A 23,931-nucleotide genomic window follows, 5' to 3' on the forward strand; every position below is an offset into this window, starting at 1 on the left:
GGTTCTCCTGCCGCCGCCACGATCCGTCCATGGCGACCCGCTCGCTTTGGCACATCTGGCCCAGGGACGATAGCGGCCGCGGCCGCCGCACGGCGGTCTCGCGCAGGATTGATCGTCAGCGCAGCAGCAGTGTGGCGGCCAGCGGCACCAGCAGCGAGGTCAGCAGCGCATTGAGGCTCATGGCGATGCCCGCGAACGCACCGGCAATGGCATTGACCTGGAACGCGCGCGCCGTGCCGATGCCATGCGAGGTCAGCCCGAGCGCAAAACCGCGCGCGCGAAAATCGCTGATCCGCAAGCGATTCATCAGCGGCGTCACCACGATCGCGCCGATGATGCCGGTCAGGATCACCGCGACCGCGGCAAATGACGGATCGCCGCCGATCGATTCCGCGATGCCCATCGCGACGCCGGCGGTCACCGATTTCGGCGCCAGCGAGCGCACCACGTCATCAGGCAGGCCGGCAAGCTGTGCCAGCCACACCACCGACAGGATCGCGGTGATGCTGCCGACGATCAGCGCCAGCAGCATCGGCACGATCGCGGCCACGATCGCGCGGCGGTTTTCATAGAGCGGCACGGCGAGCGCCACCGTCGCCGGGCCAAGCAGGAAGTGCACGAACTGCGCGCCGCCAAAATAAGTCTGATACGAGGTGCCGGTCAGCAACAAAAACACGCCGATGATCCACATCGCGTGCAGCACCGGATTGGCGAGCGGATGACGGCCGGTGGCCTGCGACAGCGCATCGGTGGCCGCATAGACCAACAGCGTCACCGTCAGCCACAGCAGCGGCGTTTGCGACAGATAGACCCAGAGCGCAAAGGGATTGTCGCTGATCACTTCGCCCTCCGCGTCAACAGCCGCGCGGCAAGCAGGAAGGTGCCGACCGTGACCAGCAGCGTGATCAGTGCCGAGACGATCAGCACCAGCGCGATCGCGACGCCGCGATCGGCGAGTAGATCGAGCTTTTGCACCACGCCGACCCCAGCGGGCACGAACATCAGCGACATATGGGCGAGCAGCACCCGCGCCGCCTTTTCGACGCCGTCATGGCGCAGCGGCCCAAATTCCAGGATCGAGAACTGATCACGCAGCAGCAGCAGCAGCACCAATAGCGCGAGCCCGATCACCGGGCCGGGCAGCGGCAGCGCGAAGCCGCGCGCCAGCCCTTCGCCGATCAATTGGCAAAGCAGGATCAGGCTGAAACTGGCGATCATCGGCGCGCCCCGCGGTCACGCGACCGGCAGCTGCGGCCGCGTGCCGTGCTGGCGATCAGGCGCCCTTCAGCTTCTTGTTGCACTGGCTCCAGTAGCCGCCGCCCTTCTGGATCCAGCGCAATCCGCCGGTGGTGTTGTTGGCCTTGTTGATCTTCCATTGGTCCGCGCAGGTGTGCAGTCGCGCGCGTGCGGGCTTTTCCTCGGCGTATTTCGGATCGATCGCCGTGGGGAATACCGCCGCGCCGGGGGCCGCGGCCGGCTTCGCCGCCGCCTGTTTGCCATCGGGCTTAGCGTCAGGCTTGGCGCCGGTTTTGGCATCGGCCTTGGTATCCGGCTTGGCCTCAGGCTTCATCTCGGGCGTAGGCTCCGACTTCGCCTCAGACTGGGCCTCCGATTTGGCGTCGTCGGCCTTGCCCTCGGGCTTGGCCGCCGCCGCATCGGCGCAATCGGATTTGCGGAAATCATTCCAGCTCTTGTCGCCGAGCGTGCCGGCCGCCTTGGCCGCCTGATATTTGGCGCTGCATTCCTGCGCCGTCAGCGCCTGAGCAGCCTGTGGCGGCAGCAGCGCGGTGCAAAGCAATGCGGCGCCTGCCAGCCATGTGGTGCGATTCATCATCAGCTCTCCTATCGCCTTCGCGATTGCCCCATCCTACTGCGCAGATGCCAACTGACAACGTGCCAAGGCCGGTATTCGCCAAGCCCGCGCGCTCAACGGCGGCGATACACGATGCCGCCGATCGCCAGTACCACCATCGCCAGCGAAACCAACACATTGTAGCCGGCCAGCGACAGGCCGAGAAAGCGCCACTGCACCTCGTCGCAGGGAATCACCTTCACCGCGTCGAGTCGGTCGAGCAAGCTGCCGGCGCTGCCGAAATCGACGGCGCGCCCGGCGCAGCCGGCCGGCCCCTTCCAAAATCCCCATTCCACGCCCGAGTGGTAGGCGCCGAGCGCGCCATTGGTGACCATCGCCAGCGCCACCAGCACCAGCCCGGCGCGCAGCCATCCCGGCGCCGCGCCAAGCCAGGCGCCGAGCGCCAGCAACAACGCCAGCGGCGTCGCGAAGTAGTAGCCGTAGCGCTGCTCAAGGCACAGCGGACAGGGCCGGATATCGAGCACCAGCTCAAAGAACCAAGCGCCGGCCAGCGTGCCGGCCCCAATCAGCGCCACGCCGAGCGCCGCCCACATCATGGGTGCAAGCGCCGCGCGCCGTCCCGCTTTGCTGTCCGCTGTCTCGATGCCGAACTCGGATGCCACGGGGAATCTCCTGCCTCTCTGCCCTCCTAGCGCCGACCGCCGGTGCTGTCGAGCAGTGCTCGGAATCGAACACAACGTGTGGCCGCTGCGTGATCCGGGTTGACCGTAACGGGCCGCCCGCTATAGTCCGCCCGCTTCGCGATGTCGGCGCTGCCGAGGTCGCGCGGGCCCCTGTGGCGGAACTGGTAGACGCGCTCGACTCAAAATCGAGTTCCGCAAGGAGTGCTGGTTCGATTCCGGCCAGGGGCACCATTTTGGGCGATCGCCCGCTGGCCCGCAAATTGTCCACCGATCAATGCCGCCGTTGTCAGCATTGCTGGCCGACGCTGATCGCATATCTCGGCGCTCGGCCGACCTGCTCGCACGGTTAACCGAGCGGCCCGCGCCGCCTCGCCGGCGGCCGGTCCAAGCCGCCCTCGACCTCAGCGACCGCTGCCATTGGTCGCAGCCGCGGGAGCGGCGCGGTGCTGATCGCCGGGTAAACTGGGGCGAAATGATCGCGCAGTGACCGCAACTGACCAGAAAAGCGGTACAATTGGCGCTCGTCAGGAATGATTGCTGATAGCAATTACCCACCCACCCTCAGCCCCGGCGCCACCGGCAGCCGCACCGGCAAGTTGTTTGTTGCAGCGCTGAGTTGTTACCGGGCGGGCGGTCAAATCGAGCGCTTGTAGCTCGCCACTCAGCGAACTCTGCCTAGTTCGCGAGCCATTAGACTAATCGCTGCCCAACCGTCTATTTATCTCAACCTCGATCGGGTCTATCCCACCGCACGCTGCTCATTCCATGAGCGGAATTGGCGTAAATGGAGGCTATGCGTGCCGCAACTAGACGAAAAGCTTGAACCAATTCTGGCCCAGGTAATCCACCGCAATGCCGGTGAGGTGGAGTTTCACCAGGCCGTCCGCGAAGTGTTCGAAAGCCTCGGCCACGTCATCGCCAAGCGCCCCGACTACGCCGACGAAGCGCTGATCGAGCGGATCTGCGAGCCCGAGCGTCAGATCATTTTCCGCGTGCCGTGGACCGACGATAAGGGCCAGGTGCACATCAACCGCGGCTTCCGCGTGCAGTTCAACTCGGCGCTCGGCCCCTATAAGGGCGGTATCCGCTTCCACCCGTCGGTGAATGTCGGCATCATCAAGTTTCTCGGCTTCGAGCAGACCTTCAAGAACGCCCTGACCGGCATGCCGATCGGCGGCGGCAAGGGCGGCGCCGACTTCAATCCGCGCGGCCGCTCTGACGCCGAAGTGATGCGGTTCTGCCAGTCGTTCATGACCGAACTGTCGCGCCATCTCGGCGAGCACACCGACGTGCCGGCCGGCGATATCGGCGTCGGCGGCCGTGAGATCGGCTACATGTTCGGCCAGTACAAGCGGCTCACCAACCGCTACGAGGCCGGCGTGTTGACCGGCAAGGGCCTGTCCTATGGCGGCTCGCGCGCCCGCACGGAAGCCACCGGCTACGGCAACACCTATTTCGTGCAGAGCATGCTTGAGACCAAGGGCATGAGCTTCGACGGCAAGCGCTGCGTGGTGTCGGGCTCGGGCAACGTCGCGCTGTACACCATGGAAAAGATCATGGCGTTCGGCGGCAAGGTCGTGGCCTGCTCGGACTCCAACGGCTACATCGTCGACGAGAAAGGCATCGACCTTGAGCTGATCAAGGAGATCAAGGAAGTGCGCCGCGAGCGCGTCTCCGAATATGCCCGCCTCAAGGGCGCCGGCACGCAGTACATCCCGGACGGCTCGATCTGGGACGTGCCCTGCGACGTCGCCATGCCCTCGGCGACCCAGAACGAACTGACCGGCAAGGACGCGCAGACGCTGGTGAAGAACGGCGTGATCGCGGTCGGCGAAGGCGCCAACATGCCCTCGACCCCCGAAGCGATCCGCGTGTTCCAGGATGCCAAGGTGCTGTTCGGACCCGGCAAGGCCGCCAATGCCGGCGGCGTCGCGACGTCGGCGCTGGAAATGCAGCAGAACGCCGCGCGCGATAGCTGGACGTTCGAGCAGACCGAGGCCCGTCTCGCCACCATCATGCGCAACATCCACGACACCTGCGCCGAGACCGCCGAAGAGTTCGGCGCGCCCGGCAACTATGTCATGGGCGCCAACATCGCCGGCTTCGTCCGCGTCGCCGAAGCGATGCGCGCGCTCGGCGTGATCTGATCGGCTGCCGGCGGTTTGCTGCGGCAAGCCGCCGGCGCCACCTGCTCCGCATCGGTGCGACGAAACGCCCTGGCGCGACCTCAAGGTCGCTTAATCAAGCCAACGCCGCGTATCCGTGCCATGCCCTGGGCGCCGTCATCACAACCAAAGCCAGAGAAATCAGCATCCTCAACCTGGGGCTGCTGCGATTCACTGCGCCTTCGGGTATAGTGCGGCCCGGCCAGAACATTCCCCAGGCTTCGCGCAGGTTAACCTTCAGACTATTTTAACGAAGACTTCCAGGCCGCTTTGGTCTTTCTCTGCGAACGTCCGGCATCCTAATGCCGCTGCGAAATTGGACCGTGCCATGACAGCCCAGACTCTTTTGACCCGCGCAGCCGCGCAACGGCCGCCGATGGCGGCGGAGCCTCCGCTCCCCGTTGCCGCGCCGCCAGTCCGCTGCGCTGACACCGGGCTCTATATGCGCATCGTGCCGCTCAAGGCCTACGACAATCCCAATGGCCGCGAGCGCTGGCACAATCTCGCGGTGCGCGCGCTGGTGCCGAACGTGTTCTACGAACCGGAATTCGCAATTCCCGCGATGATTCCATTCGGCGATGATGTGCAGTTGCTGCTGATCGCCGACGAGCGCGGCCCGGATGTGCAATTGCTCGGCTTGCTGCCGTTCCGGATCTCGACCCGGCGCTGGGGCGTGCCGCTGCCGGTCGCGGTCGCCTGGAATCACCCCTTTGCGGCGCTTGGCGTGCCGCTGATCGACCGCGACCGCGCGCGCGACACCATCGCCACGCTGCTGAACGCCGCGCGCGTGCTGCCGGGCATGCCGCGCCGCATGGTGCTGCCGCTGATTCCAGATCACGGCCCGTTCGCCGAGCTGCTCGACGAGCTGCTACAACAGGACAATCTGCGCGAGCTGCGGCTCGACCGCTATGCGCGCGCGATCCTCGATCCGCCGCTCGGCGCGCGCGATCACTATCTGGAAAACAAATTGTCGTCGCGCACGCGCGGCAAGATGCGCACCGAGCTGCGCCGCATCGAGCGCCAGGGCACGGTGACATTCGACACCATCACCGCGCGCGATGAGATCGACGAAGCGCTCGAGGATTTTCTGGCGCTGGAGGCCGCCGGCTGGAAGGGCCGCGGCGGCACCGCGGTCAGTTGCTCGCCGGCCGAGATCGAATTCTTGCGCCAGACCGTGCGCAATCTCGCGGCCTGCGGCCGGGTGCGGATCGATCGCTTGCGGCTCGACGGCCGCACGCTGGCGTCATCGATCATCTACCTGACCGGCGATCAGGCCTGGTGCGCCAAGATTTGCTACGACGAAAGCCAGGCGGCCAGCTCGCCGGGCTCGCAGCTGGTGATGTACATCACCAGCGAGCTGCTCGCCGATCCGTCGATCGCGCGCGCCGATTCCTGCACGCCGCCCAACCGGCCGTTCATGAGCAAGTTCTGGGGTGAGCAGCTGCCGCTGTCGAACCGCGTGATCGAGCTCGCGGGCGGCGATCCGCTGCACCCCTTGGCAGCGATGCTGGAGCAAGGTCGGCGCCGGCTCAGCCACGCGCTCCATGAGTTCAAGGAGCGCCGCAACGCCAGTCAGGACAAGCGGCGCCGCAAGAACGACGACCGTGAGAAACAGTCGGCGCCCGAGTAAGCCACTCAGCAATTGATACACTCAGCGATTGATACCAAGTGATTGGCGCGTCATGGCCGGGTTCGTCCCGGCCATCGACGTTTTTGCATTGCTTTGACGACGAAGGCTCCCGCGACAAGCGCGGGCATGACGGGGCAATGGTAGGAGCCTCTGGTATACGGTCCAATCGCGTGTTTCCATCACGCCCCGCGAACAGCCGCGCGCGATCACCAGCACGCAAAAGAAAACCCCGGCTCTGCGCGCGCAGAGCCGGGGTTGATGTCGTGCGAGACGTGACGATCAGGCCGCGACTTCAGGCAGAGCCGCCAGCGACGCCGCCAATTCGGCCTCGTCATAGTCCTGATCAACCAGCTTGCCTTCGAAGTAGTTGATGTAGGACTGCATGTCGAAGTGGCCGTGGCCCGACAGGTTGAACAGGATGGTCTCGGACTTGCCCTCGGCCTTGCAGCGCAGCGCTTCGTCGATCGCGCAGCGCACCGCATGGGTCGATTCCGGCGCCGGCACGATGCCCTCGGTGCGGGCGAACTGCACGCCAGCCTCGAAGCACTTCACCTGATGATAGGACTTGGCCTCGATCAGGCCGAGTTCATAGGCGTGCGACACCATCGGGCCCATGCCGTGATAGCGCAGGCCACCGGCGTGGAAGCCCGGCGGCATGAACGAGGCGCCGAGCGTGTGCATCTTCATCAGCGGCGTCATTTGCGCGGTGTCGCCGAAGTCGTAGGCGTATTTACCGCGGGTCAGGGTCGGGCAAGCCGCCGGCTCGACCGCCACGATACGGCGCTTGCGGCCACCGCGCAGATGCAGACCGATGAACGGGAACGCCAGACCGGCGAAGTTCGAGCCGCCGCCGGCGCAGGCGATCACCACGTCCGGATCGTCGCCGGCCATTTCCATCTGCTTGATGGCTTCTTCGCCGATGATGGTCTGGTGCAGCATCACGTGGTTCAGTACCGAGCCGAGCGCGTATTTCACGTCGGGGTTCTTCACCGCGATTTCCACCGCTTCCGAAATCGCCATGCCGAGCGAGCCGGGGCTGTTCGGGTTCTTGGCGAGAATGGCGCGGCCGCATTCGGTCTCGTTCGACGGCGAGGCGACGCAGCGGGCGCCATAGGTCTCCATCAGCGCGCGGCGATACGGCTTCTGATCATAGGACACGCGCACCTGAAACACGGTGATGTCCATGTCGAACAGCGAACCGGCGAACGCCAGCGACGCACCCCACTGACCGGCGCCGGTTTCGGTCGTCAGCTTCTTGATGCCGGCCTGCTTGTTGTACCAAGCCTGCGGAATGGCGGTGTTGGGCTTGTGCGAGCCCGCGGGCGAGACGCCCTCATACTTGTAGTAAATCTTCGCCGGGGTATCGAGCGCCTGTTCGAGACGGCGCGCGCGCATCAGCGGCGAGGGACGCCACAGCTTGAACACGTCGCGGACCGGATCGGGAATCTCGATGTAACGCTCGGTCGCAACTTCCTGGAGGATCAGCTCCATCGGAAACAGCGGCTCGAAATCCGCAGGTCCCGCCGGCTGCTTGGTGCCGGGATGGAGCACCGCGGGCATCGGCGTCGGGAAGTCCGCGGCGAGGTTGTACCAAGCTTTCGGAATACTGTCTTCGTCGAGCAGGAACTTGATCTGATCGCTCATGCAACTCTCCAGTTTTCGCTTTCAGAAGAGGTGCTTGCGTGACGCCTCGATCACCTCCAAAACGGCTGCCGCGAAACGGCCGCGAACCTTAGGTTCACGGCAATCGCGGCTGCCTTGAGCAAGATCAATTGTGCTCTGATTGCCGTCAAGACTGCGCTTTTGTTGCAGCGTAGCAAGGCAGTGGAGAACGCCTTGAGCGTTCACTCACTGGCTGTCCGTGCAAGCCAATTCGCTGAGATCGCGGATCGCGATCTGCGGCAGGAAACGGTCGATATCCTCGCGCCGGCACAGCGACGTTCCAGGGTTGACCAGCGCCGCCGTTCCCGCCGCGACGCCGAAGCGCAGCGCGTCCTGCAGACTGGCGCCTTCCACCAGGCTCGACACCATGGCGCCCACCAGACTGTCGCCAGCCCCGACCACGCTGGCGGGCGCCACCGTCAAGCCTTCGGCGCTCCAGGCATGATCGCGCGCGATCAACAGCGCACCCTTCGGGCCCATGCTGAGCGCCACCAGCTCGACCGCACCGCGCTCGATCAGCTGTCGGCCGGCACGGATCAGCGCAGCCTCGTCGGCATCGGCATCAACGCCGGTCAGCACCCGATATTCGCTCATGCTCGGCTTGATCAGAAAAATGCCGCCGGCATCGAGCGCGGCGCTGAGCGCGGCATGCGAGGTGTCAACGATCACCTTGGCGCCGCGGGCGCGGCCGGCACGCACCACGCGCGCATAAAAATCATCGGGCACGCCCGGCGGCAGGCTGCCGCTCGCCACCACGAATTTCGGCGCCGGTTCAGCATTGGCGACCGCGTCGATCAAGGCCTGCCATTCGCTCTCGCTCAGCTTTTCGCCAGGCAGCACGAAGCGATATTGCTTCTGGGTGCTCTCCTCGAACACCGTGAAATCTTCGCGGGTTTCGTTGGTGACCGGGATCACCTGGCTCTCCACGCCTTCGGCATCGAGCAATTGCCGCAGCAGCTGGCCGATCGAACCGCCCGCCGGATAGATCGCGCGCACCTGTCCGCCGAGCCGGTCGATCACGCGCGCCACATTGACGCCGCCGCCGCCCGGATGGCGCAGCATCGGACCACATCGCAGCTTGGAAAACGGAGCAAGGGTCGGGACCGTGGTGGAGGCGTCGAGCGCCGGGCTCGGCGTAACGGTGAGAATGTTGGACAAACGACTATCCTGACTTGGTGTGAAACGACTTTAGCCGATCTGGGTGGGGTTCGTCATGAGCTCCCGATGGAATGTCTCCACGCGCAATTTGTGGCCATAACCGCGGCGAATTGAAGCGTTCCGGCGCAATCTGGTCCAGGCCGGCAGGCTTGACCAGAGGAGATTAGCCGATCGGCGATGACGGTTGTTCGGGGCGGGGTCCGATGTCGCCTGCGACGCGGTGCCCCTGCCCGCTCCGCTATGCCACCGCGACAAATGAAAAACCCGGCTCTGCATGGCAGAACCGGGTTGATCTTGGTCGGGTCAAGCGGCGTGACGGCAGCGCCATCACGCCAGCTTGGATCAGGCGAAGCCGTGCTTTTTCTTGCTCTCCAGCTCCTGGGTCTTGAACTGGTTGAAGCGCGGCAGGAACTTGTCCCAATCGATGATGTGGGCGTCGATTTCCGGGCCGTCGATGCAAGCGTGCTTGCGCACCATCTTGCCGTCGATGGTCACCGGCACCATGCAGGCGCCGCACATGCCGGTCGCGTCCACCATGATCGAGTTGAGGCTGGCCACCGTCTTCACGCCATACGGCTTGGTGAGGTCGGACACCGCCCGCATCATCAACGGCGGACCGATCGCGATCACTTCCGCGATCTTGCGGCCCTTGCCCTGCTGATTGGCCTTCAGCATCTCCTCCAGCGGACCGGTGACGAAGCCCTTCACGCCGAACGAGCCGTCATTGGTGGTGTAGATCAGCTCGAGCTGGTCGCCGAACTCCTTCTTGATCTGGCCCATGCGTTCGTCTTCGCCGGTCCAGAACAAGAACTCCTTGGCCCGGAAGCCGGAGATCAGCGTGACGTGGTTGCCGAGCTTCAGGTGCTCGCGCAGGATCGGATAGACCGGCGGCAGACCGACGCCGCCGGCGCAGAACACCACGGTCTCATCCTTGCCGTAGTGATGCAGCTCCGAAGCGCGGCCGAGCGGGCCGGCGATGCCGCTGAAGGCGTCGCCGATCGCCATCCGGTTGATCTCCAGCGACGAGGTGCCCATGCCCTGCACGACCAGATCGATGGTGCCCTTTTCGGCATCCCAATCGGCCAGCGTCAGCGGGATCAGTTCGCCCTTCTCCCACGGCAGCACGCGCACGAACTGTCCGGCCTTGGCCGAACGCGCCACCATCGGCGCCCGCACCGTGAACTCAACGATGCCACCAGCGAGCGGCACCTTGTTGACGATGGTCTGCGCCACCTGGCCGAGCTCGGTGTAGCGCGCCGCACGTTCGACGCGGTCCTTGATCTCGGCCGGGGTGAACGGGATCTCGCCGACGATCTCGCGCGCCGCCGCCTGGCCGTCGCCGGCCGCGCGGATCGCGGTGGAGCCGCCACGGGCAGCGTCGCCGCCGGTGTAGACGTCCTTGATCGAGGTGCGCTGCGAACCCTGCTCGACCTCAATGGTGCCCCACTTGTTGGTCTTCAGGCCCGGCTCGGCGTCCTTCATGATCGGGTTGGCGGTGTTGCCCAGCGCCATGATCACGAGGTCCACCGGCACGCGCTCGATTTCGCCGGTCGGCTTCGGGCTGCGACGGCCGGACTTGTCCGGTTCGCCGAGCTCGTTGACGTCCAAGAGCGCGTGGGTGACGAAGTGGGTGTGGTCGTCGCCGATGAACTCTCGCGGCGCGCGCAGCACCTTGAGGTTGATGCCTTCTTCGAGCGCGTGATGCAGTTCTTCGACGCGCGCCGGCATTTCGCTCTGGGTACGGCGATAGACGATGGTGACGTTGGCGCCGAGCCGCTTGGCGGTGCGGGCCGCGTCCATCGCGGTGTTGCCGCCGCCGATCACGAACACTTCCTTGCCCTTGGTCTCGGGCAGCGGCGTCTCGTAGCGATCGTCCAGGCCGCGCATCAGGTTGACGCGGGTCAGGAACTCGTTGGCCGACATCACGCCCAAGAGATGCTCGCCGGGCACGTTCATGAAGGTCGGCAGACCCGCGCCGGTACCGACGAAGATCTTCCAAAAACCCTCAGCCTTGAGGTCTTCCAGCGTCGCGGTCTTGCCGACCACGAAGTTCTTCACGAAGCGGCCGCCGAGCAGCGTGATCTTCTCGACCACGTCGTCGATCAGCGTGTTGGGCAGACGGAATTCCGGAATGCCGTAACGCAGCACGCCGCCGAGATCGTGGAACGCCTCGAAGATCGTGACCGGAAAACCTTCCACCGCCAGCAGATAGGCGTTGATCAGACCGGACGGACCGGAGCCGACCACCGCGATCGGCGGCTTGGTGGCCGCCGCCCAGGGCGAGATCCGGCCCAGGAAGCGATCATTGGCGTTCGGTTCGACCAGCTTCTGATGCTCGGGCAGATACCATTCGATCTGACCGATTTCGATCGGACGCTTGGTGTGGGTGCAGACGCCCTGGCACTGCAGTTCCTGCGGGCACACGCGGCCGGTGACGTTCGGCAGCGGGTTGCAGCTCTCGATCAGCTCGAGCGCTTCGCGGTGCTTGCCGTTGCCGAGCAGGTCCAGCATCTCGGGGATGTGGATCTTGACCGGGCAGCCGCCCTTCGGCTCGCTCTTGCCGTGGATCAGCACGCCGAGTTCGCACGGCTTGTCGTCGCACTGCTTGTCGCGCATCACTTCGAGCCAGACGAACAGCTCGCATTCACGCACGCTGTAGCCGAGCGACTGGTAACCAAGGTAGCCCTGGTTGACGAGTTCGAAGTCGATCGAACGTTCTTCCGCCGGACGAATGTAGGGCGGAATGAACGCTTCGCCCGGCCAGCCTTCCGACAGATTTTCGAACATCGGGTAGCGATCGCGCAGATGCACGTCGATCGCCTTGATGAACTTGCGCTTGAACTTGAGCGGCAGCGCCCAGATGAAGCGCTGCAGGATGATGCTCATGTCATCGCCGCGCGCCAGCAGATTCCACAGCGTCGCGGTGAACGCGGCGCCGAGTTCGGGCTGCTGGAACTCCCAGACCAGAGCCTGGGAGCCGTCGGCGATGAACATGCTGCGCAGCGACGCCGGGTCATTGACCAGGCGCTTCTGCAACAGCGCGAGCTGCTTCTGGAACACGCTGACAGCTTCGCTGTTCTGCAGTTCCTCCAGTTCGCTCCGTGCTGTGTCAAGCACGGTGCGAGCCTGTTCGTAGCGCTTCAGTTCGTCAGTGGTCATGCCGGTGGCGCCGCTCATCGGATGATCTCCGCGTCGCAGTTGGCCGCCGCACGGCTGAGCTTGGCCGACAGTTCAGGGGTGACCTTGATCTTGTTGAACACGCCCGGGATCACGTGAGCGACGTCCTTGCTGGCGCCGCCGACCACGATCTTGGTGAGTTCGAACACTTCAGGGACGTCCTGATAGCAGCTCTTGCAGTTGGTGCACTTGTCGAGATCGGACTCGGCAATGTCCACCGGGGAGGCGCCGTTGCCGTTCGCCGGCTTGGCACCGTTGGTCGCAGCCGCCGCGGCCGGAGCCGGAGCGAGCCCAGCCATCAGACCGGCGAAACCGCCAGCCGCCGGAGCATTCGAGGACGCCGCCAGTTCGCTCATGCCACGCGCGATCTGATCGAGCGAGCTTTCGCGGGCCTTCACCGACTCTTCATACTGGTGCTGCAGCGACTCGAGCTCAGCGCGATGGCTCTCGTCCAGCACGCGGATGTCGTAGCCGCCGAGATACTGCAGCGTGCGCCAGTAGCGGCGACGCTCCTCGACCAGCTTGATCACCGCCGCGCCGACCGAAAGCTTGATCAGCTTCTTGTCGCCATCGGTGGCGTAGATGAACGGCGTCTTGCCAGCGCGGGCGTCGGCATCGAGCGCCACGTAGTCGGCCACCGGCACGCCATCGGCATCAGCCTTGAGCGGCTTGAACTGCTTGCGGAAGCGGACTTCGGTGTAGGCGAAGTCGGCCGGGGTCACCGGGGTCTTCAAGAGCTGGGTAGCACCGTTGTCATCGACATATTCGATCGACTGGGTGGCCCAATCCTGATCGGCTTCCGGGTTGCCGTCGAGCGAGAACCAGTTGTTCAGCTTCGAGCCCTTGCGCGGGTCGTGCACGAACACCGGGTTCATGCGGCTCTCCACCGCCTTGCGGGCCTGACGGTTGGCGACCGCATCGCCGATGCCGTGCTCAGCCTGGCAGGGGGTGTAGACGTCGAGCACCGCCGGGGAGTCGGTGTAGGTCAGGAACTCCAGCACGTTCTTCATGAAGTGACCCTGCAGCGCAGTCGAGGTCTGGATCACGAAGACGTTCGGGTGGAACGAGGCGATCAGGCCGAGTTCCTTACGGGATTCCTGCTTACCGGTGTTGGCGATGCCGAAGCGCGACAGGTCGCTATCCTGACCGGTCAAGCTCGCGGTCGAGGTCTGACCGCCGGTGTTGGAATAGGCACCGGTGTTCAGCACCACCACCTTGATCGGGGTCGAGGTCGACAACAGACGCGACAGCGCGCCGAAGCCGATGTCGTAGGTCGCACCGTCGCCGCCCATCGACAGCACGGTCGGCACCAGCGCCCGTTCTTCCGGCGAGAACTGATTCCAGCCGAAGTAACGGAAGTAGCCGTCGTGCTTGCTCGGCTCATAGGCATCGCCGAGTTCGAGCTTGGCGACACGCAGCGCACGGAAGTCGTCGGACGCCTGCGCGATCAGACCTTCAAAGATACCCTTGGCAACGGCCGGAGTGTCCTGGAACAGGCTGTTCACCCACGGGTCGGTGTAGGGGTTGAAGGGGAAGGTCGAGGCGTACACGCTCGAACAGCCGGTGGCGTTGGCGATCACCATGCCGGACGGGCCGTTGCCGGTCGGGCCGCTCTCGAACAGGTAGAGCCGCTTTTCCAGCGTCTTCATGGTGCGCTCGATGCGCTCGCGGCGGGCCGCGTCGGTGACGCTGTCACGCTTGGCCGAGAGCTTCTCGATCAGGCTTTCCAGCTCGCGCACGTGGTCCTTGCGGCGCTTGTCGTGCAGCGCGTGGTTGGTCGCGGTGACCAGACGGATCGCGGTGACTTCGCCGCAGCCGCGGCAGGCACCGTGGCCGCCCGTGGTCGCGTAGTAGTTGGCGCGATCGAGGATCAGACGCTTGGTTTCGCCGTCGGGCTTGGTGGCGCCATCGACGAACCGGGCCGGGGTGTTGGCGGTGCGGCTGAAGAACTCGAAGCTACCCTGCAGCTTGTCCAGCAGCGCCTCGTCCTGCTCACGTTCCACCAGCGCGCCGGGGCCGCAGACGTCAACGCATTCCAGACAGCCGGTGCACTTCCACGGATCGACGTTCACCGAATACAGACCGCCGGAGCCCGGCTGGTTCTTCTCGGCCGCGTCGAAATACGGACGGGTGCGGGCCACCGGGAACACCGAGAGCGCCGCGGCGAGCTTGCCGAAGTTACGCTTCAAGGTGGCGTTGTCGGTGTCGATCGCCTCGGCCGCCTGCGCCACGATCTCGTGGAACGGCTTGTCGTCCTTGCCGGCGCGATACATCTCGCGCACCGCCTCGCTCAGCGCGTGGACGTGAGCGCTCAGCGCGTCGCGCTGCGCCGGGGCGATGTCGAGCTGCTTGATGGCCGAGGCCAGCAGCTCATGGATGTCGTGCACGCCGTTCGGGATCGCGGCATCCGGGCAGACCAGCGCGCATTCCAGACAGCCGGTGCACTGATCCGGGTTGAACTCCGGAACGTTGCGGCGGAACAGACCCTTGTCCTTCATGGCCGCCGAACCGGCGGGCATGAACATGCCGATGCCGGGCAGCACCGGGGCGTCGGCAATGGTGCCGTCGCGGAACGGGCCGGCGAGCACGTCGTCATAGTACTGCGGATCGAAGATGCCGGAGGCCTGGGCCGGACCGGCGACGCGGCACATCGAGGCCGAGATCGACACGTCGCGCTTGGCCTTCGGCGCGGCCTGGACTTCGGCTTCGGCGAATTCCGGCGCGTCGTAATTGACCTGCTGGGTCGCTTCCGAACCCTCGCGGATCACCGCCATGTTGCCTTCGACGATGTCGCCACCCTTCGAGCCGAACTTCTTGGAGATCTGCTGACGGATCTTGGTGAGCATCGCGTCGCGCGAAGCGTCGGCCACCACGCGGTCGACATGGCCGCACACCGCGCCGATGAAGGCGATACCCATCATGCGGGTTTCGAGTTCGGCGGTCGGGGCGTGGCGCTTGGCCACCGCGAAGGCGTCGATCACATAGAACTTGATCTTCTTGTCGCGGATGGTCTGCCGCGCCTTGGCCGGCAGGTCACGCCACACTTCGAGCGGCGACAGGTTCGACTGCAGGATGAAGGTGCCGCCGGCGACCAGGCCGCGCAGCGGGTTGGCATGCACGAACACCTTGTGGTCCGGCGAGATCACGATCTCGACGTCTTCCAGATCGGCGTTGGTGATCTTCACCGGCTCCGGCGACAGGGTGATGTAGTAGTTGGTCGGCGCGCCGCTCTTTTCCGAGCCATACTTCGGCGCGGACTTCGAGCGCATGTCGAGCACGCCGGCCAGAATGTCGGTGAGCAGCTTGCCCGAGGCGATGGTGCCGTAGCCGCCGATCGAGTGGAAGCGGATGCGGAACGCCGAGGGCGGCAGCAGCTGCGGGTTCGGGCCGGTTTCCAGCGCCATCAGCTGGGTTTCCGGATAGGCCGCCTTCAGGCGATCCTGCAGCGCCGCCATGCGCGGCGACGGATTCTTCGAGAAGAACTGCGTGCCGAGATAGACGAACGGCGCGCTCTTTTCCTTCTCCATGTTCTCGAAGCAGGCGATCATGTCGCGCGGCTGCAGGTCGTGCGCGCCGAGACCGAAGATCGCGGTGGTGATCTTCGGCAGCTTGTCGATCGCCGGGATGCCAGCGTGGCGGACGCCGACGTCGCCGTTCTCACGCGCCTTGCACAGCGCCTGGGTGACGAGCGTGGTGAGCGCGGTGACTTCCGAACGCTCCAGCACGGTGACCGACTTCTTGCCGGCCAGCGCCGCGACCAGTTCGGCCTCGGGGAACGGCTGCAGCATCTTGATCGAGATCACGCCGACCTTCTTGCCCTGGCCGCGCAGATAGGCAGCGACCGCCTCGGCGTCGTCGGTGACCGAGCCGAGACCAACCACCACGTGCTCGGCGTCGTCGGCCATGAAGCTCATCACCGGCTGATATTCACGGCCGGTCAGCGCTGCGTATTCGCGCATCGCTTCCTTGACGAAGTTCGGCACCGCGCTGACGAAGTGAGTGCGGTGATCGACCGCGCCGGCCTGGAAGTCCGGCTGGTTCTGCACGCCGCCGGTCAGGCCCGGATTGTCGACGTCAACCAGCGCCGGCACCAGCTGGCGGGTGCCCTTCTCGGGCGCGTTGATCCACTGGCGCTTCCACTGCGCATGCAGTTCTTCCGGCACGTATTCCAGCGAGCCGGCGATCAGCTTGCCTTCGGAATCGGTCTCGACGGTGTCAGCGCGGCCGTCCAGATAAGCGATCAGCTTTTCCAGGTCGGAGGCGATGAAGTCGGCCTTGTGGCGGGCGAGATACTGCTTGAGCTGGAACACGCGGCCCTTGGCGCCGTACAGCATTTCCTGCGCCACGGTCGGGCACTTGATGCGGCCGGCCGGGTCGCCGAGGAATTCGCGCAGCAGCTCGGGCTCCGGCATCAAGGCTTCGCTGAGCATGTGCGAGGTGGCGAAGCCGTCCATCGCATTGGCGACCGGGATCAGCGACATCGCGCTGACCTTGTAGGAGATCGCGGCGAGGTCAGCGGCTTCCTGCGGATTGGAGCCGAACAGAATGGTGTAGCCGGACGGCAGCAGCGCATAGACGTCGTCATGGCCGGCCATCACGTTCAGCGAGTGCTTGGACACCACGCGCGCGGCGACCTGCAGCACAAAGCCGCCGACCTTCTTGCCAACGGTGACGTAATGCGATTCCAGGCCGTACAGAATGCCCTGGCTCGACGAGGCGTTGGAAACGAACTTGCCACCCGTCAGCGCCGCACCGAGCGCGCCGGACTGGGCCGAATGCTCACCTTCCGGCTCGAAGAAGAACGGATGCTTGCCCCAGACGTTGCAGCCGCCGGACGAACGGAACGCTTCATAAATTTCGGAAATTTCCGTCGAGGGGGTGATCGGGTAGCCGATGACGCCACCGCAGACATGCCCCATCACTTGGGCGACGGCACCGTTGCCGTGAATGACGGAGGGAATGCCAGGATATTTTGCGTTCATTGTCATGCGTCCATCTCTGCAATGCTGCGGGTCGCATCCGCCGCCGCTGGCGAACGAAAAGCGCTTCCCCTGCCGCGACCACTTCTGCGAGCGATCCGGCTAACCGAACTCAAGTTTCAGAATTGACTGTCTTTGCGCGAGCCAGCCTGTTTATGTCGTGCGACGTTGCGGCCGCCTGCTCCGGGCCGTGCGGGTCCGTAGCACGGCCCCTATACCGTCGATTTGACGCGCATCAAATGAGAATCCCGCAGCAGTTTAGCGCAACAAAGTTGCGTGATTGCGGCAATTTCGCATTGCGGCATCGAATTGTCGCATTGCAACAGATTCGCGTCAGGGTTGGCACGGACATGGGCCGCTGTTTTCATATATCTTTCATGATCTTAACGCGGCTCTAATGCAGCGCAGGCACCCGATTGCAGCCCGCCCCGCCTCGTTATATAGACAAACTATATCACGGGAGTCGGGAGCTGGGGTTTGTCGATCGAAGCCAGCATTACCCTAAAGACTAAGAATGTCGCGGCGGTCGGCCGCGATCGAATCCGGCTTTTGCAGGCGGTCGCGCGCGAGGGCAGCATTGCCGCCGGCGCCCGGGCCGCCGGACTGACCTACAAGGCCGCCTGGGACGCGCTCGACGCGATGACCAATCTGTTCGGGCAGCCGCTGCTGGAGCGGCGCACCGGCGGCAAATCGGGCGGAGGCGCCCACCTGACCCCGACCGGACTGCGGGTGATCGAAGCCTTCAACCGGCTGGAAGCGGAAATGGCACGGGTGATCCGCGCGCTCGAGCCGGAGCTCGCCGGCAGCGGCATCACCCCCAGCAATCTGGTCTCGGGATATTTTATGAAAACCAGCGCTCGCAACGCTTTGCGCGGCACCATCACCGCGATCACCGCCGATACGCTCAATGCCGAAGTCGCGGTCGCGGTGGCCGAGGACACCACGATCTACGCGCTGGTGACCAGCGAGAGCGCCGACAATCTCGGGCTGTGCGTCGGCCGCGAGGTGGTGGTGCTGATCAAGGCGCCGTTCGTGATGATCGCCCCCGGCCGCGAGCCGCCCAAAACCTCGGCGCGCAATTGCGTGCAGGGCACGGTGCGGCGCTGCGAGGTGTCCGGCGTCCACGCCGAGATCGTGCTCGACGTCGGCGCCGACAAGACGTTGGCGGCATCGATCACCGCCGCCAGCGCCGCCGACATGCGGCTCAACCCTGGCAGCCCGGCCTGTGCGGTGTTCGACGCCGCCCATGTGCTGATCGCGATCGATTGAGGCGGCCGATGACGCCGTTCCCCACGCGCTCATTGCAGTTCGGCACCCGGCCTCGCAGCGGCCGGCCGCCGCTCGCCCTTCCGTTTCTTCCCACCACCAAGCTGACCAACAGGAGAGACCCTTGAAGTTCATCATGCCCATCAAGCTGGCGCTGATCGGCGTCGCCGTTGCCTGCGTCACCAGCTCCCAGGCTTTGGCCGACAGCGCCAATATCGCGGTTGCCGCGAATTTCACCGAGCCCGCCAAGGAGATCGCCGCGGCGTTCAAGGCCAAGACCGGCCATGAGGCGGTGCTGTCATTCGGCTCGAGCGGCCAGTTCTTCACCCAGATCAGCCAGGACGCGCCGTTCCAGGTGTTCCTGTCGGCGGACTCCGCCCGCCCGAAGAAGCTGGTCGAAGACGGTCTGGCGGTGAAGGACAGCCGCTTCACCTATGCGGTCGGCAAGCTGGTGCTGTGGAGCAAGGAGCCTGGCCTGGTGAAGGGCGAACAGACCCTCAAGCACGGCAAATTCGCCAAGCTGTCGATCTGCAACCCGGTCGCCGCGCCTTATGGTGCCGCCGCGGTCGAGGCGATGCAGACCCTGAAGCTCTATGACGAGCTGAAGCCGAAATTCGTGGAAGGCGCCAACATCTCGCAGGCATTCCAGTTCGTGCAGACCGGCAATGCCGAGATCGGCTTTGTGGCGCTGTCGCAGGTGATCAACGACAAGGACGGTTCGCGCTGGATGGTGCCGCAAAACCTGTATTCGCCGATCACCCAGGACGCGGTGCTGCTCAAGAAGGGTGAAAACGACGAAGCCGCCAAGGCGTTCTTTGAATTCCTGAAGGGACCGGAGTCGCGCGCCATCATCGAAAAGTTCGGCTACGAGGTCCCGCCCGCCAAGGCGAGCTGAGCCTCGCTGCATGAGACCGGGCGTTTCGAGAATGGCACCAACGGAGCGGAAAAAGCTCCCTCTCCCCGCGTGCGGGGAGAGGGGTGGGGTGAGGGGGCGCCTCCCCCAGGCTGAGCCGCCCGACCGCGCGAACACGCCCCCTCTCCCGACCGCCCTCGCTTCGCTCCGGCGATCGACCTCTCCCCGCATGCGGGGAGAGGTTAGGACCACCCGTCATTTCCAACTCATGTTCCAGCAATGAGCGGCCTTCCCCCCGATATTTGGCAGCCGGTTCGGCTCACGGTCGAGCTGGCGGCGATGACCACCTTGATCCTTTTGATCGTCGGCACGCCGATCGCGTGGTGGCTGGCGCGCTCCAAAGCCTGGTGGAAGGAAGGCATTGCCGCGGTGGTGGCGCTGCCGCTGGTGCTGCCGCCGACCGTGCTCGGCTTCTATCTGCTGGTGCTGTTCGGACCGGATGGCCCCGGCGGCGCGCTCGCCGGTCTGTGGGGCGGCCGCACGCTGGCCTTCACCTTCGAGGGCCTGGTGATCGGCTCGGTGGTGTATTCGATGCCATTCGTGGTGCAGCCGATCCGCAATGCCTTTGCCGCGGTCGGCGACCGGCCGCTCGAAGTCGCCGCCACGCTGCGCGCCTCGCCGCTGAAAGCGTTTTGGACGGTGGCGGTGCCGCTGGCGCGCCCGGGCTTTTTGTCCGGCGCGGTGCTCGGCTTTGCGCACACCGTCGGCGAATTCGGCATCGTGCTGATGATCGGCGGCAACATTCCCGGCACCACCAAGGTGCTGTCGGTGGCGATCTACGATTATGTCGAGACCTCGCAATGGCGTGAGGCCAATATCCTGGCCGCGGGCATGGCCGCCTTCGCCTTTGTGGTGATCCTGACCATGATGATGCTGGAAAAACGCACCGCGCGGATCAAAGGATGAGAGACCTCGCCAACTCGATCAACGCGCAGTTTCGCGGCCAGTTGGGCCGCTTCCGGCTCGACGCCGCATTCACCGTGCCGGCGACCGGCATCACCGGGCTGTTCGGCCCGTCCGGCTGCGGCAAGTCCACGGTGCTGCGCTGTATCGCCGGGCTGCAGCAACTGCCCGGCAGCCGCTTTTCGATCGCGGGCGACACCTGGCAGGACGAAAGCCTGTTTCGCAAGGCGCATCAGCGCCCGATCGGCTATGTGTTTCAGGAAGCCAGCCTGTTTCAGCATCTGTCGGTGAAGGGCAATCTCTTGTACGGCGCGCCGCGCCACCCCGCCGAGCAGAGCAACGGCCAGAGCATCGGCTTTGACGAGGTGCTGGAGTTGCTTGGCCTCGTGCCGCTGCTCGATCGTTCGCCGCGCCATTTGTCCGGCGGCGAACGGCAGCGGGTCGCGATCGGCCGCGCGCTGCTGTCGCAACCCAAGCTGCTGCTGATGGACGAGCCGCTATCGGCGCTCGACCGGCTCACCAAGGATGACATCCTGCCATTTCTGGAACGGCTGCATGAGCGGCTATCGCTGCCGGTGATCTATGTCAGCCATGACATCACCGAAATCGAGCGGCTGGCCGACCATCTGGTGCTGATGCGCGCCGGCGAGGTGATCGCCTCGGGGCCGCTGACCCAGGTGCAGAGCGACCCGACGCTGCCGCTCGCCGCCTCGCGTGAGGCCGCCGTCAATTTCGACGCGATCGTGCAGCGCTATGACAGCAACTACGGGTTGGTGACGTTGCAACTCGAAGGCGCTGAACTGCTGGTGCCGGCGCCGCCGGTCGCGGCCGGTGAGCGCCGCAGGGTGCGCATTGCCGCCGGCGACGTCAGCCTGGCGCGCCAACTGCCGCAGCAATCCACCATCCTGAACGCGCTGCCGACTAAGATCGTGTCGGCGACGCCGCTCAACGCCAGCGAGATGGTGGTGGTGCTGGCGCTCGGCGACGGCACGGGCGGCGCGCGCTTGCTGGCGCGCGTCACCCGGCGCTCATGGGATCATTTACAGCTTGCCACCGGCCAGCAGGTGATCGCCCAGGTCAAGGGCGTGGCGCTGGCGCCGGGACGCGGCGACAGGTCTCGCGACCCCAGCCACAGCCCGACGGCATGATGACACCGGGGATGTCGCGCTTAGCTCGATGAGCGCGGCCTCACGCCGGGCCGAACGACCGCGTCACCGGATAGGCCAGGCCGGCATGGGCGGCCAGCCGCTCGATATCGCGCTGGCTGTCCAGCACCGCATAGCCGCCGCGCGCTTTGTTGGCGCAGGCGGCATCGAGCAGCCAGTGGCGCACCGCGAGCGGATCGGCGCGATCCTGCGTGACCAATTGCCGGCTGAGCAACAGCCCGGCGAGGCTGCTGGCCAATGCCGCGGCACTACAGGCCCCGCTGCGGCGCGCCACCCGGCCTTCCAAGGCCGCGCCGAAAATCCGGCTACCCGGCATCGCGATACCGCACCCGCCGCCGATCGCCAGCGCGCCATCGCAGCCCGGCGACGGCAATTGCTCGACCGCCTTGACCGCCAACACCGGCGCCGCCAGCGCGGCGCGCAGCAATTCGGCACTGCCTCTGCGACCCGCCGCCGCGATGATCAGCACCTTGCGGCGCAGGCACAGCGCCAGCGCTTTGGCGAGCTGGCCGTCATGGTCGGCCATGGTGACAAACGCGCCGCCGCCGACATGAATGACCTGCGCGCCATGATCGACCGCCACCACGATCGCCCGCGCCAGCCGCTGCGGCGTGCAGACCGCGCCATCGGCGAAGATCGGCACCAGCAGGCCACGGCATAGCGGCGCCTGCCCTTCCACGGCGCTGCATGGCTGTCCGAAAATCACGCTGGCGGTATGGGAGCCCTGCGCCATGGTGCGATCGTTGCACGTGCGCGCTGTCACAAATTCATCGGGAGCGAAATCATCGATCGGCGTCAGCCGCGCGCCGCGAAAACACTCGTGGGTGCGATCCACCGGCCCATCCAGCACGGCGATGGTGATACGCGGATCACCGCCGCCGAGAGTGTACAGCAGGTCTTTTTGAAAAGCGGACCTCGGTAGGAACGCAGACTCGGCAGTGCCAGACATCAACCCTCATCCTTGAACACGCGGCGCTGACGATTTCGGCACCCCGTATTAGTCGCGCCCGGTACAATTTGGTTTCGGGAAATCGACTGCGGATGAGAAACTTTTTATTAACAGTTGTTAAGACAATCGGCCGGCCCAGCGTACACAATCGGATGCACCGCTGGATGTGCAGAATTGATCAGATTGCCGCGGCGACCTGATGCAAGCCGATGATGCGGGCCAGCGAGCGCACTTCCTGCTTCTGATCCTCGCGCAACTGGAAAAGCAGCGGCATCGCCGCCGACTTAAGCTGTTGCACTTCCTCGCTATCAGGATCGATGGCCGGTGCGGCGCCCTTGGGATTGGCCTGCTGGGTGGCGTGCATCTTGCGCGCGACGGCACGCAGCGCCTGCTCGACCGACGGCCAATAATAGGCTTGCGACGACGACAGATTGAGCCGGCTCTTGATGGCGGCGATCTGTGAATCGCTGAGCAGCGCATAGGTCTTCTGCACCGGCGGCTTGCTGGCCGCTTTCGGCTTAGCCTCGAGCTTGGCATCGGGCTTGGCGTCTGGTTTGGCTTCCGGCACCGGCACCATCGCCGCAGCAGCTTCGACCGGCTTGGGCAGTACCAGCGGGGTATCGGCGGCAAAGGCCTGGCGCAGCGGCACTTCTTCCGGCGCGGCGGCGAGCGCGGCCGCGGATTCGGCGGCGTTGGTCGACACCGTCATCACCGCCAGCCGGTCGGTCTTGGCGGTGCGATTGGCGACCGGGCGGTGATTGGCGGACTCGGTGCCGGCCAATTCGGCGACACCATCATTGCGAGTCACGATGCTCAGCGCGGCTGCGCTGGCGATGAGCGTGCAACCCAGCGCCAGCAGGGCAATGGTTCGTGTCACGCTGGTCTCCCTTCCGCGGTACGGATCGCCGGCCATCTTGAACATAATTGCAGATTAAATATGGCTTAACCATAAGTTCCGCGGCGGCGCCCGGCGAGATCGTTAAGAACTGGTTACAACTCGGACTTGCTAGTTACGGCCTGTTAACAGGTCGCGCGCGCCCCGGCACCGCATGGAAAAGCCCGGAAAAACAAGGTTTTCGAGCAGCGAGCAGCTCCGCTCAGGCCTGCAGCCTGGCGGAGGCGGCGCGTAGCAAGCCGATCGCACCACATCATCAAGGCGCGAAAACGGCCATCGGTCGCTCAGCTTGCGACAGGCGTCAGGCGGCGGCGAGGTCGTAAGCGTCCTGAATATCGGCGACGATTTCCGACGCTTCCCACAGGGCGCGTGCTTCAACCGCGCGGATATTGACGGTCCAGTTCACACCGCGCCGGGAGCGCGGCGTCTGCATGACGTCGAACTTCACCTGCCGGCAGAGCGGGTGACGCTGCAACGCATGGTACACCCGGGTTCGGATCTCACAGAGAGTCGCGGGGGTTTTTTCAACGAGCATGGCGGCATCCAGCTTTCGCTTTGGCTGGTAGCGCAGC

General features: G+C 65.2%; 17 protein-coding genes and 1 tRNA gene. 7 read left to right on the forward strand and 11 right to left on the reverse strand.

Features of this window, described 5'->3' with window-relative positions:
* Positions 1–115 precede the first annotated feature (115 nt).
* From BJ122_RS04305 to BJ122_RS04320, 4 genes are all read right to left on the reverse strand, one after another.
* The gene (locus BJ122_RS04305; protein WP_110780001.1) at positions 116–838 is read right to left on the reverse strand and encodes an LrgB family protein; all 723 of its coding nucleotides are present in this window, start codon (positions 836–838) and stop codon (positions 116–118) included.
* Positions 838–1,218 carry a CidA/LrgA family protein gene (locus BJ122_RS04310; protein WP_027278544.1) on the reverse strand — a complete coding sequence of 127 codons (381 nt, stop codon included), beginning with the start codon at positions 1,216–1,218 and terminating at the stop codon, positions 838–840. Before BJ122_RS04310 ends, BJ122_RS04305 begins: the two co-directional genes overlap by 1 nt.
* Before the next feature lie 55 nt (positions 1,219–1,273).
* The gene (locus tag BJ122_RS04315; protein WP_110779912.1) at positions 1,274–1,834 is read right to left on the reverse strand and encodes a hypothetical protein; all 561 of its coding nucleotides are present in this window, start codon (positions 1,832–1,834) and stop codon (positions 1,274–1,276) included.
* Positions 1,835–1,926: 92 nt separating this feature from the next.
* Positions 1,927–2,409 (reverse strand): disulfide bond formation protein B, encoded by a 483-nt coding sequence (locus BJ122_RS04320; protein ID WP_110780002.1) that lies wholly within the window; start codon positions 2,407–2,409, stop codon positions 1,927–1,929.
* Positions 2,410–2,642: 233 nt separating this feature from the next.
* Here BJ122_RS04320 and BJ122_RS04325 point away from each other — a divergent pair.
* The 3 genes from BJ122_RS04325 (at position 2,643) to BJ122_RS04335 (ending at position 6,291) form a co-directional block, all read left to right on the forward strand.
* Positions 2,643–2,727: transfer RNA gene (locus BJ122_RS04325), tRNA-Leu, on the forward strand.
* A gap of 566 nt (positions 2,728–3,293) precedes the next feature.
* Positions 3,294–4,643: an NADP-specific glutamate dehydrogenase gene (gene gdhA, locus BJ122_RS04330; RefSeq protein WP_110779913.1), complete on the forward strand. Its 1,350-nt coding sequence runs from the start codon at positions 3,294–3,296 to the stop codon at positions 4,641–4,643.
* A gap of 346 nt (positions 4,644–4,989) precedes the next feature.
* Positions 4,990–6,291 carry a GNAT family N-acetyltransferase gene (locus BJ122_RS04335; protein ID WP_110779914.1) on the forward strand — a complete coding sequence of 434 codons (1,302 nt, stop codon included), beginning with the start codon at positions 4,990–4,992 and terminating at the stop codon, positions 6,289–6,291.
* A gap of 279 nt (positions 6,292–6,570) precedes the next feature.
* Here BJ122_RS04335 and BJ122_RS04340 read toward each other — a convergent pair whose 3' ends face one another.
* The 4 genes from BJ122_RS04340 to BJ122_RS04355 form a co-directional block, all read right to left on the reverse strand.
* On the reverse strand, positions 6,571–7,935 hold the full coding sequence (locus BJ122_RS04340) for a TrpB-like pyridoxal phosphate-dependent enzyme (RefSeq protein ID WP_110779915.1): 1,365 nt from the start codon (positions 7,933–7,935) through the stop codon (positions 6,571–6,573).
* Between the two features lie 204 nt (positions 7,936–8,139).
* A complete protein-coding gene (locus BJ122_RS04345; protein WP_110779916.1) occupies positions 8,140–9,111 on the reverse strand; it encodes a 1-phosphofructokinase family hexose kinase in 972 nt (323 codons plus the stop codon).
* 342 nt (positions 9,112–9,453) lie between these two features.
* A complete protein-coding gene (locus BJ122_RS04350; RefSeq protein WP_110779917.1) occupies positions 9,454–12,288 on the reverse strand; it encodes a sulfide/dihydroorotate dehydrogenase-like FAD/NAD-binding protein in 2,835 nt (944 codons plus the stop codon).
* Positions 12,285–17,270, reverse strand: coding sequence for a 2-oxoacid:acceptor oxidoreductase family protein (locus tag BJ122_RS04355; protein ID WP_110779918.1), 4,986 nt, complete (start codon positions 17,268–17,270; stop codon positions 12,285–12,287). The genes BJ122_RS04350 and BJ122_RS04355 overlap by 4 nt, the downstream gene beginning before the upstream one ends.
* A gap of 474 nt (positions 17,271–17,744) precedes the next feature.
* Here BJ122_RS04355 and BJ122_RS04360 point away from each other — a divergent pair, with 474 nt between their 5' ends.
* From BJ122_RS04360 to modC, 4 genes are all read left to right on the forward strand, one after another.
* Entirely contained in the window at positions 17,745–18,536 is a 792-nt protein-coding gene (locus tag BJ122_RS04360) for a TOBE domain-containing protein (protein WP_110779919.1), read from the forward strand.
* 133 nt (positions 18,537–18,669) lie between these two features.
* Entirely contained in the window at positions 18,670–19,428 is a 759-nt protein-coding gene (modA, locus tag BJ122_RS04365) for a molybdate ABC transporter substrate-binding protein (RefSeq protein ID WP_430694757.1), read from the forward strand.
* Between the two features lie 237 nt (positions 19,429–19,665).
* Complete coding sequence (gene modB / locus BJ122_RS04370) at positions 19,666–20,352, forward strand: molybdate ABC transporter permease subunit (protein WP_110779921.1); 687 nt, start codon at positions 19,666–19,668, stop codon at positions 20,350–20,352.
* Positions 20,349–21,497 carry a molybdenum ABC transporter ATP-binding protein gene (modC, locus tag BJ122_RS04375; protein WP_110779922.1) on the forward strand — a complete coding sequence of 383 codons (1,149 nt, stop codon included), beginning with the start codon at positions 20,349–20,351 and terminating at the stop codon, positions 21,495–21,497. Before modB ends, modC begins: the two co-directional genes overlap by 4 nt.
* Positions 21,498–21,537: 40 nt before the next feature.
* On the opposite strand, the gene BJ122_RS04380 is transcribed toward modC, so the two are convergent.
* The 3 genes from BJ122_RS04380 to BJ122_RS04390 all read right to left on the reverse strand — a co-directional run bounded on the left by BJ122_RS04380 (position 21,538) and on the right by BJ122_RS04390 (position 23,894).
* Positions 21,538–22,464 carry a S8 family serine peptidase gene (locus tag BJ122_RS04380; protein ID WP_110779923.1) on the reverse strand — a complete coding sequence of 309 codons (927 nt, stop codon included), beginning with the start codon at positions 22,462–22,464 and terminating at the stop codon, positions 21,538–21,540.
* A gap of 178 nt (positions 22,465–22,642) precedes the next feature.
* A complete protein-coding gene (locus tag BJ122_RS04385) occupies positions 22,643–23,341 on the reverse strand; it encodes a hypothetical protein (RefSeq protein WP_110780003.1) in 699 nt (232 codons plus the stop codon).
* Between the two features lie 319 nt (positions 23,342–23,660).
* The gene (locus tag BJ122_RS04390) at positions 23,661–23,894 is read right to left on the reverse strand and encodes a hypothetical protein (protein ID WP_110779924.1); all 234 of its coding nucleotides are present in this window, start codon (positions 23,892–23,894) and stop codon (positions 23,661–23,663) included.
* Positions 23,895–23,931 lie beyond the last annotated feature (37 nt).

Source organism: Rhodopseudomonas faecalis (assembly GCF_003217325.1).
Lineage (GTDB): Bacteria > Pseudomonadota > Alphaproteobacteria > Rhizobiales > Xanthobacteraceae > Rhodopseudomonas > Rhodopseudomonas faecalis.

What these genes read in the sequence shown, in the direction of transcription:
- BJ122_RS04310 (WP_027278544.1), bottom strand. Translation starts at nt 1,218, where the DNA reads ATGATCGCCAGTTTCAGCCTGATCCTGCTTTGCCAATTGATCGGCGAA.
- BJ122_RS04315 (WP_110779912.1), bottom strand. Translation starts at nt 1,834, where the DNA reads ATGATGAATCGCACCACATGGCTGGCAGGCGCCGCATTGCTTTGCACC.
- BJ122_RS04320 (WP_110780002.1), bottom strand. Translation starts at nt 2,409, where the DNA reads ATGATGTGGGCGGCGCTCGGCGTGGCGCTGATTGGGGCCGGCACGCTG.
- BJ122_RS04335 (WP_110779914.1), top strand. Translation starts at nt 4,990, where the DNA reads ATGACAGCCCAGACTCTTTTGACCCGCGCAGCCGCGCAACGGCCGCCG.
- BJ122_RS04340 (WP_110779915.1), bottom strand. Translation starts at nt 7,935, where the DNA reads ATGAGCGATCAGATCAAGTTCCTGCTCGACGAAGACAGTATTCCGAAA.
- BJ122_RS04350 (WP_110779917.1), bottom strand. Translation starts at nt 12,288, where the DNA reads ATGAGCGGCGCCACCGGCATGACCACTGACGAACTGAAGCGCTACGAA.
- BJ122_RS04355 (WP_110779918.1), bottom strand. Translation starts at nt 17,270, where the DNA reads ATGAACGCAAAATATCCTGGCATTCCCTCCGTCATTCACGGCAACGGT.
- modA (WP_430694757.1), top strand. Translation starts at nt 18,670, where the DNA reads ATGCCCATCAAGCTGGCGCTGATCGGCGTCGCCGTTGCCTGCGTCACC.
- modB (WP_110779921.1), top strand. Translation starts at nt 19,666, where the DNA reads ATGAGCGGCCTTCCCCCCGATATTTGGCAGCCGGTTCGGCTCACGGTC.
- modC (WP_110779922.1), top strand. Translation starts at nt 20,349, where the DNA reads ATGAGAGACCTCGCCAACTCGATCAACGCGCAGTTTCGCGGCCAGTTG.
- BJ122_RS04380 (WP_110779923.1), bottom strand. Translation starts at nt 22,464, where the DNA reads ATGTCTGGCACTGCCGAGTCTGCGTTCCTACCGAGGTCCGCTTTTCAA.
- BJ122_RS04390 (WP_110779924.1), bottom strand. Translation starts at nt 23,894, where the DNA reads ATGCTCGTTGAAAAAACCCCCGCGACTCTCTGTGAGATCCGAACCCGG.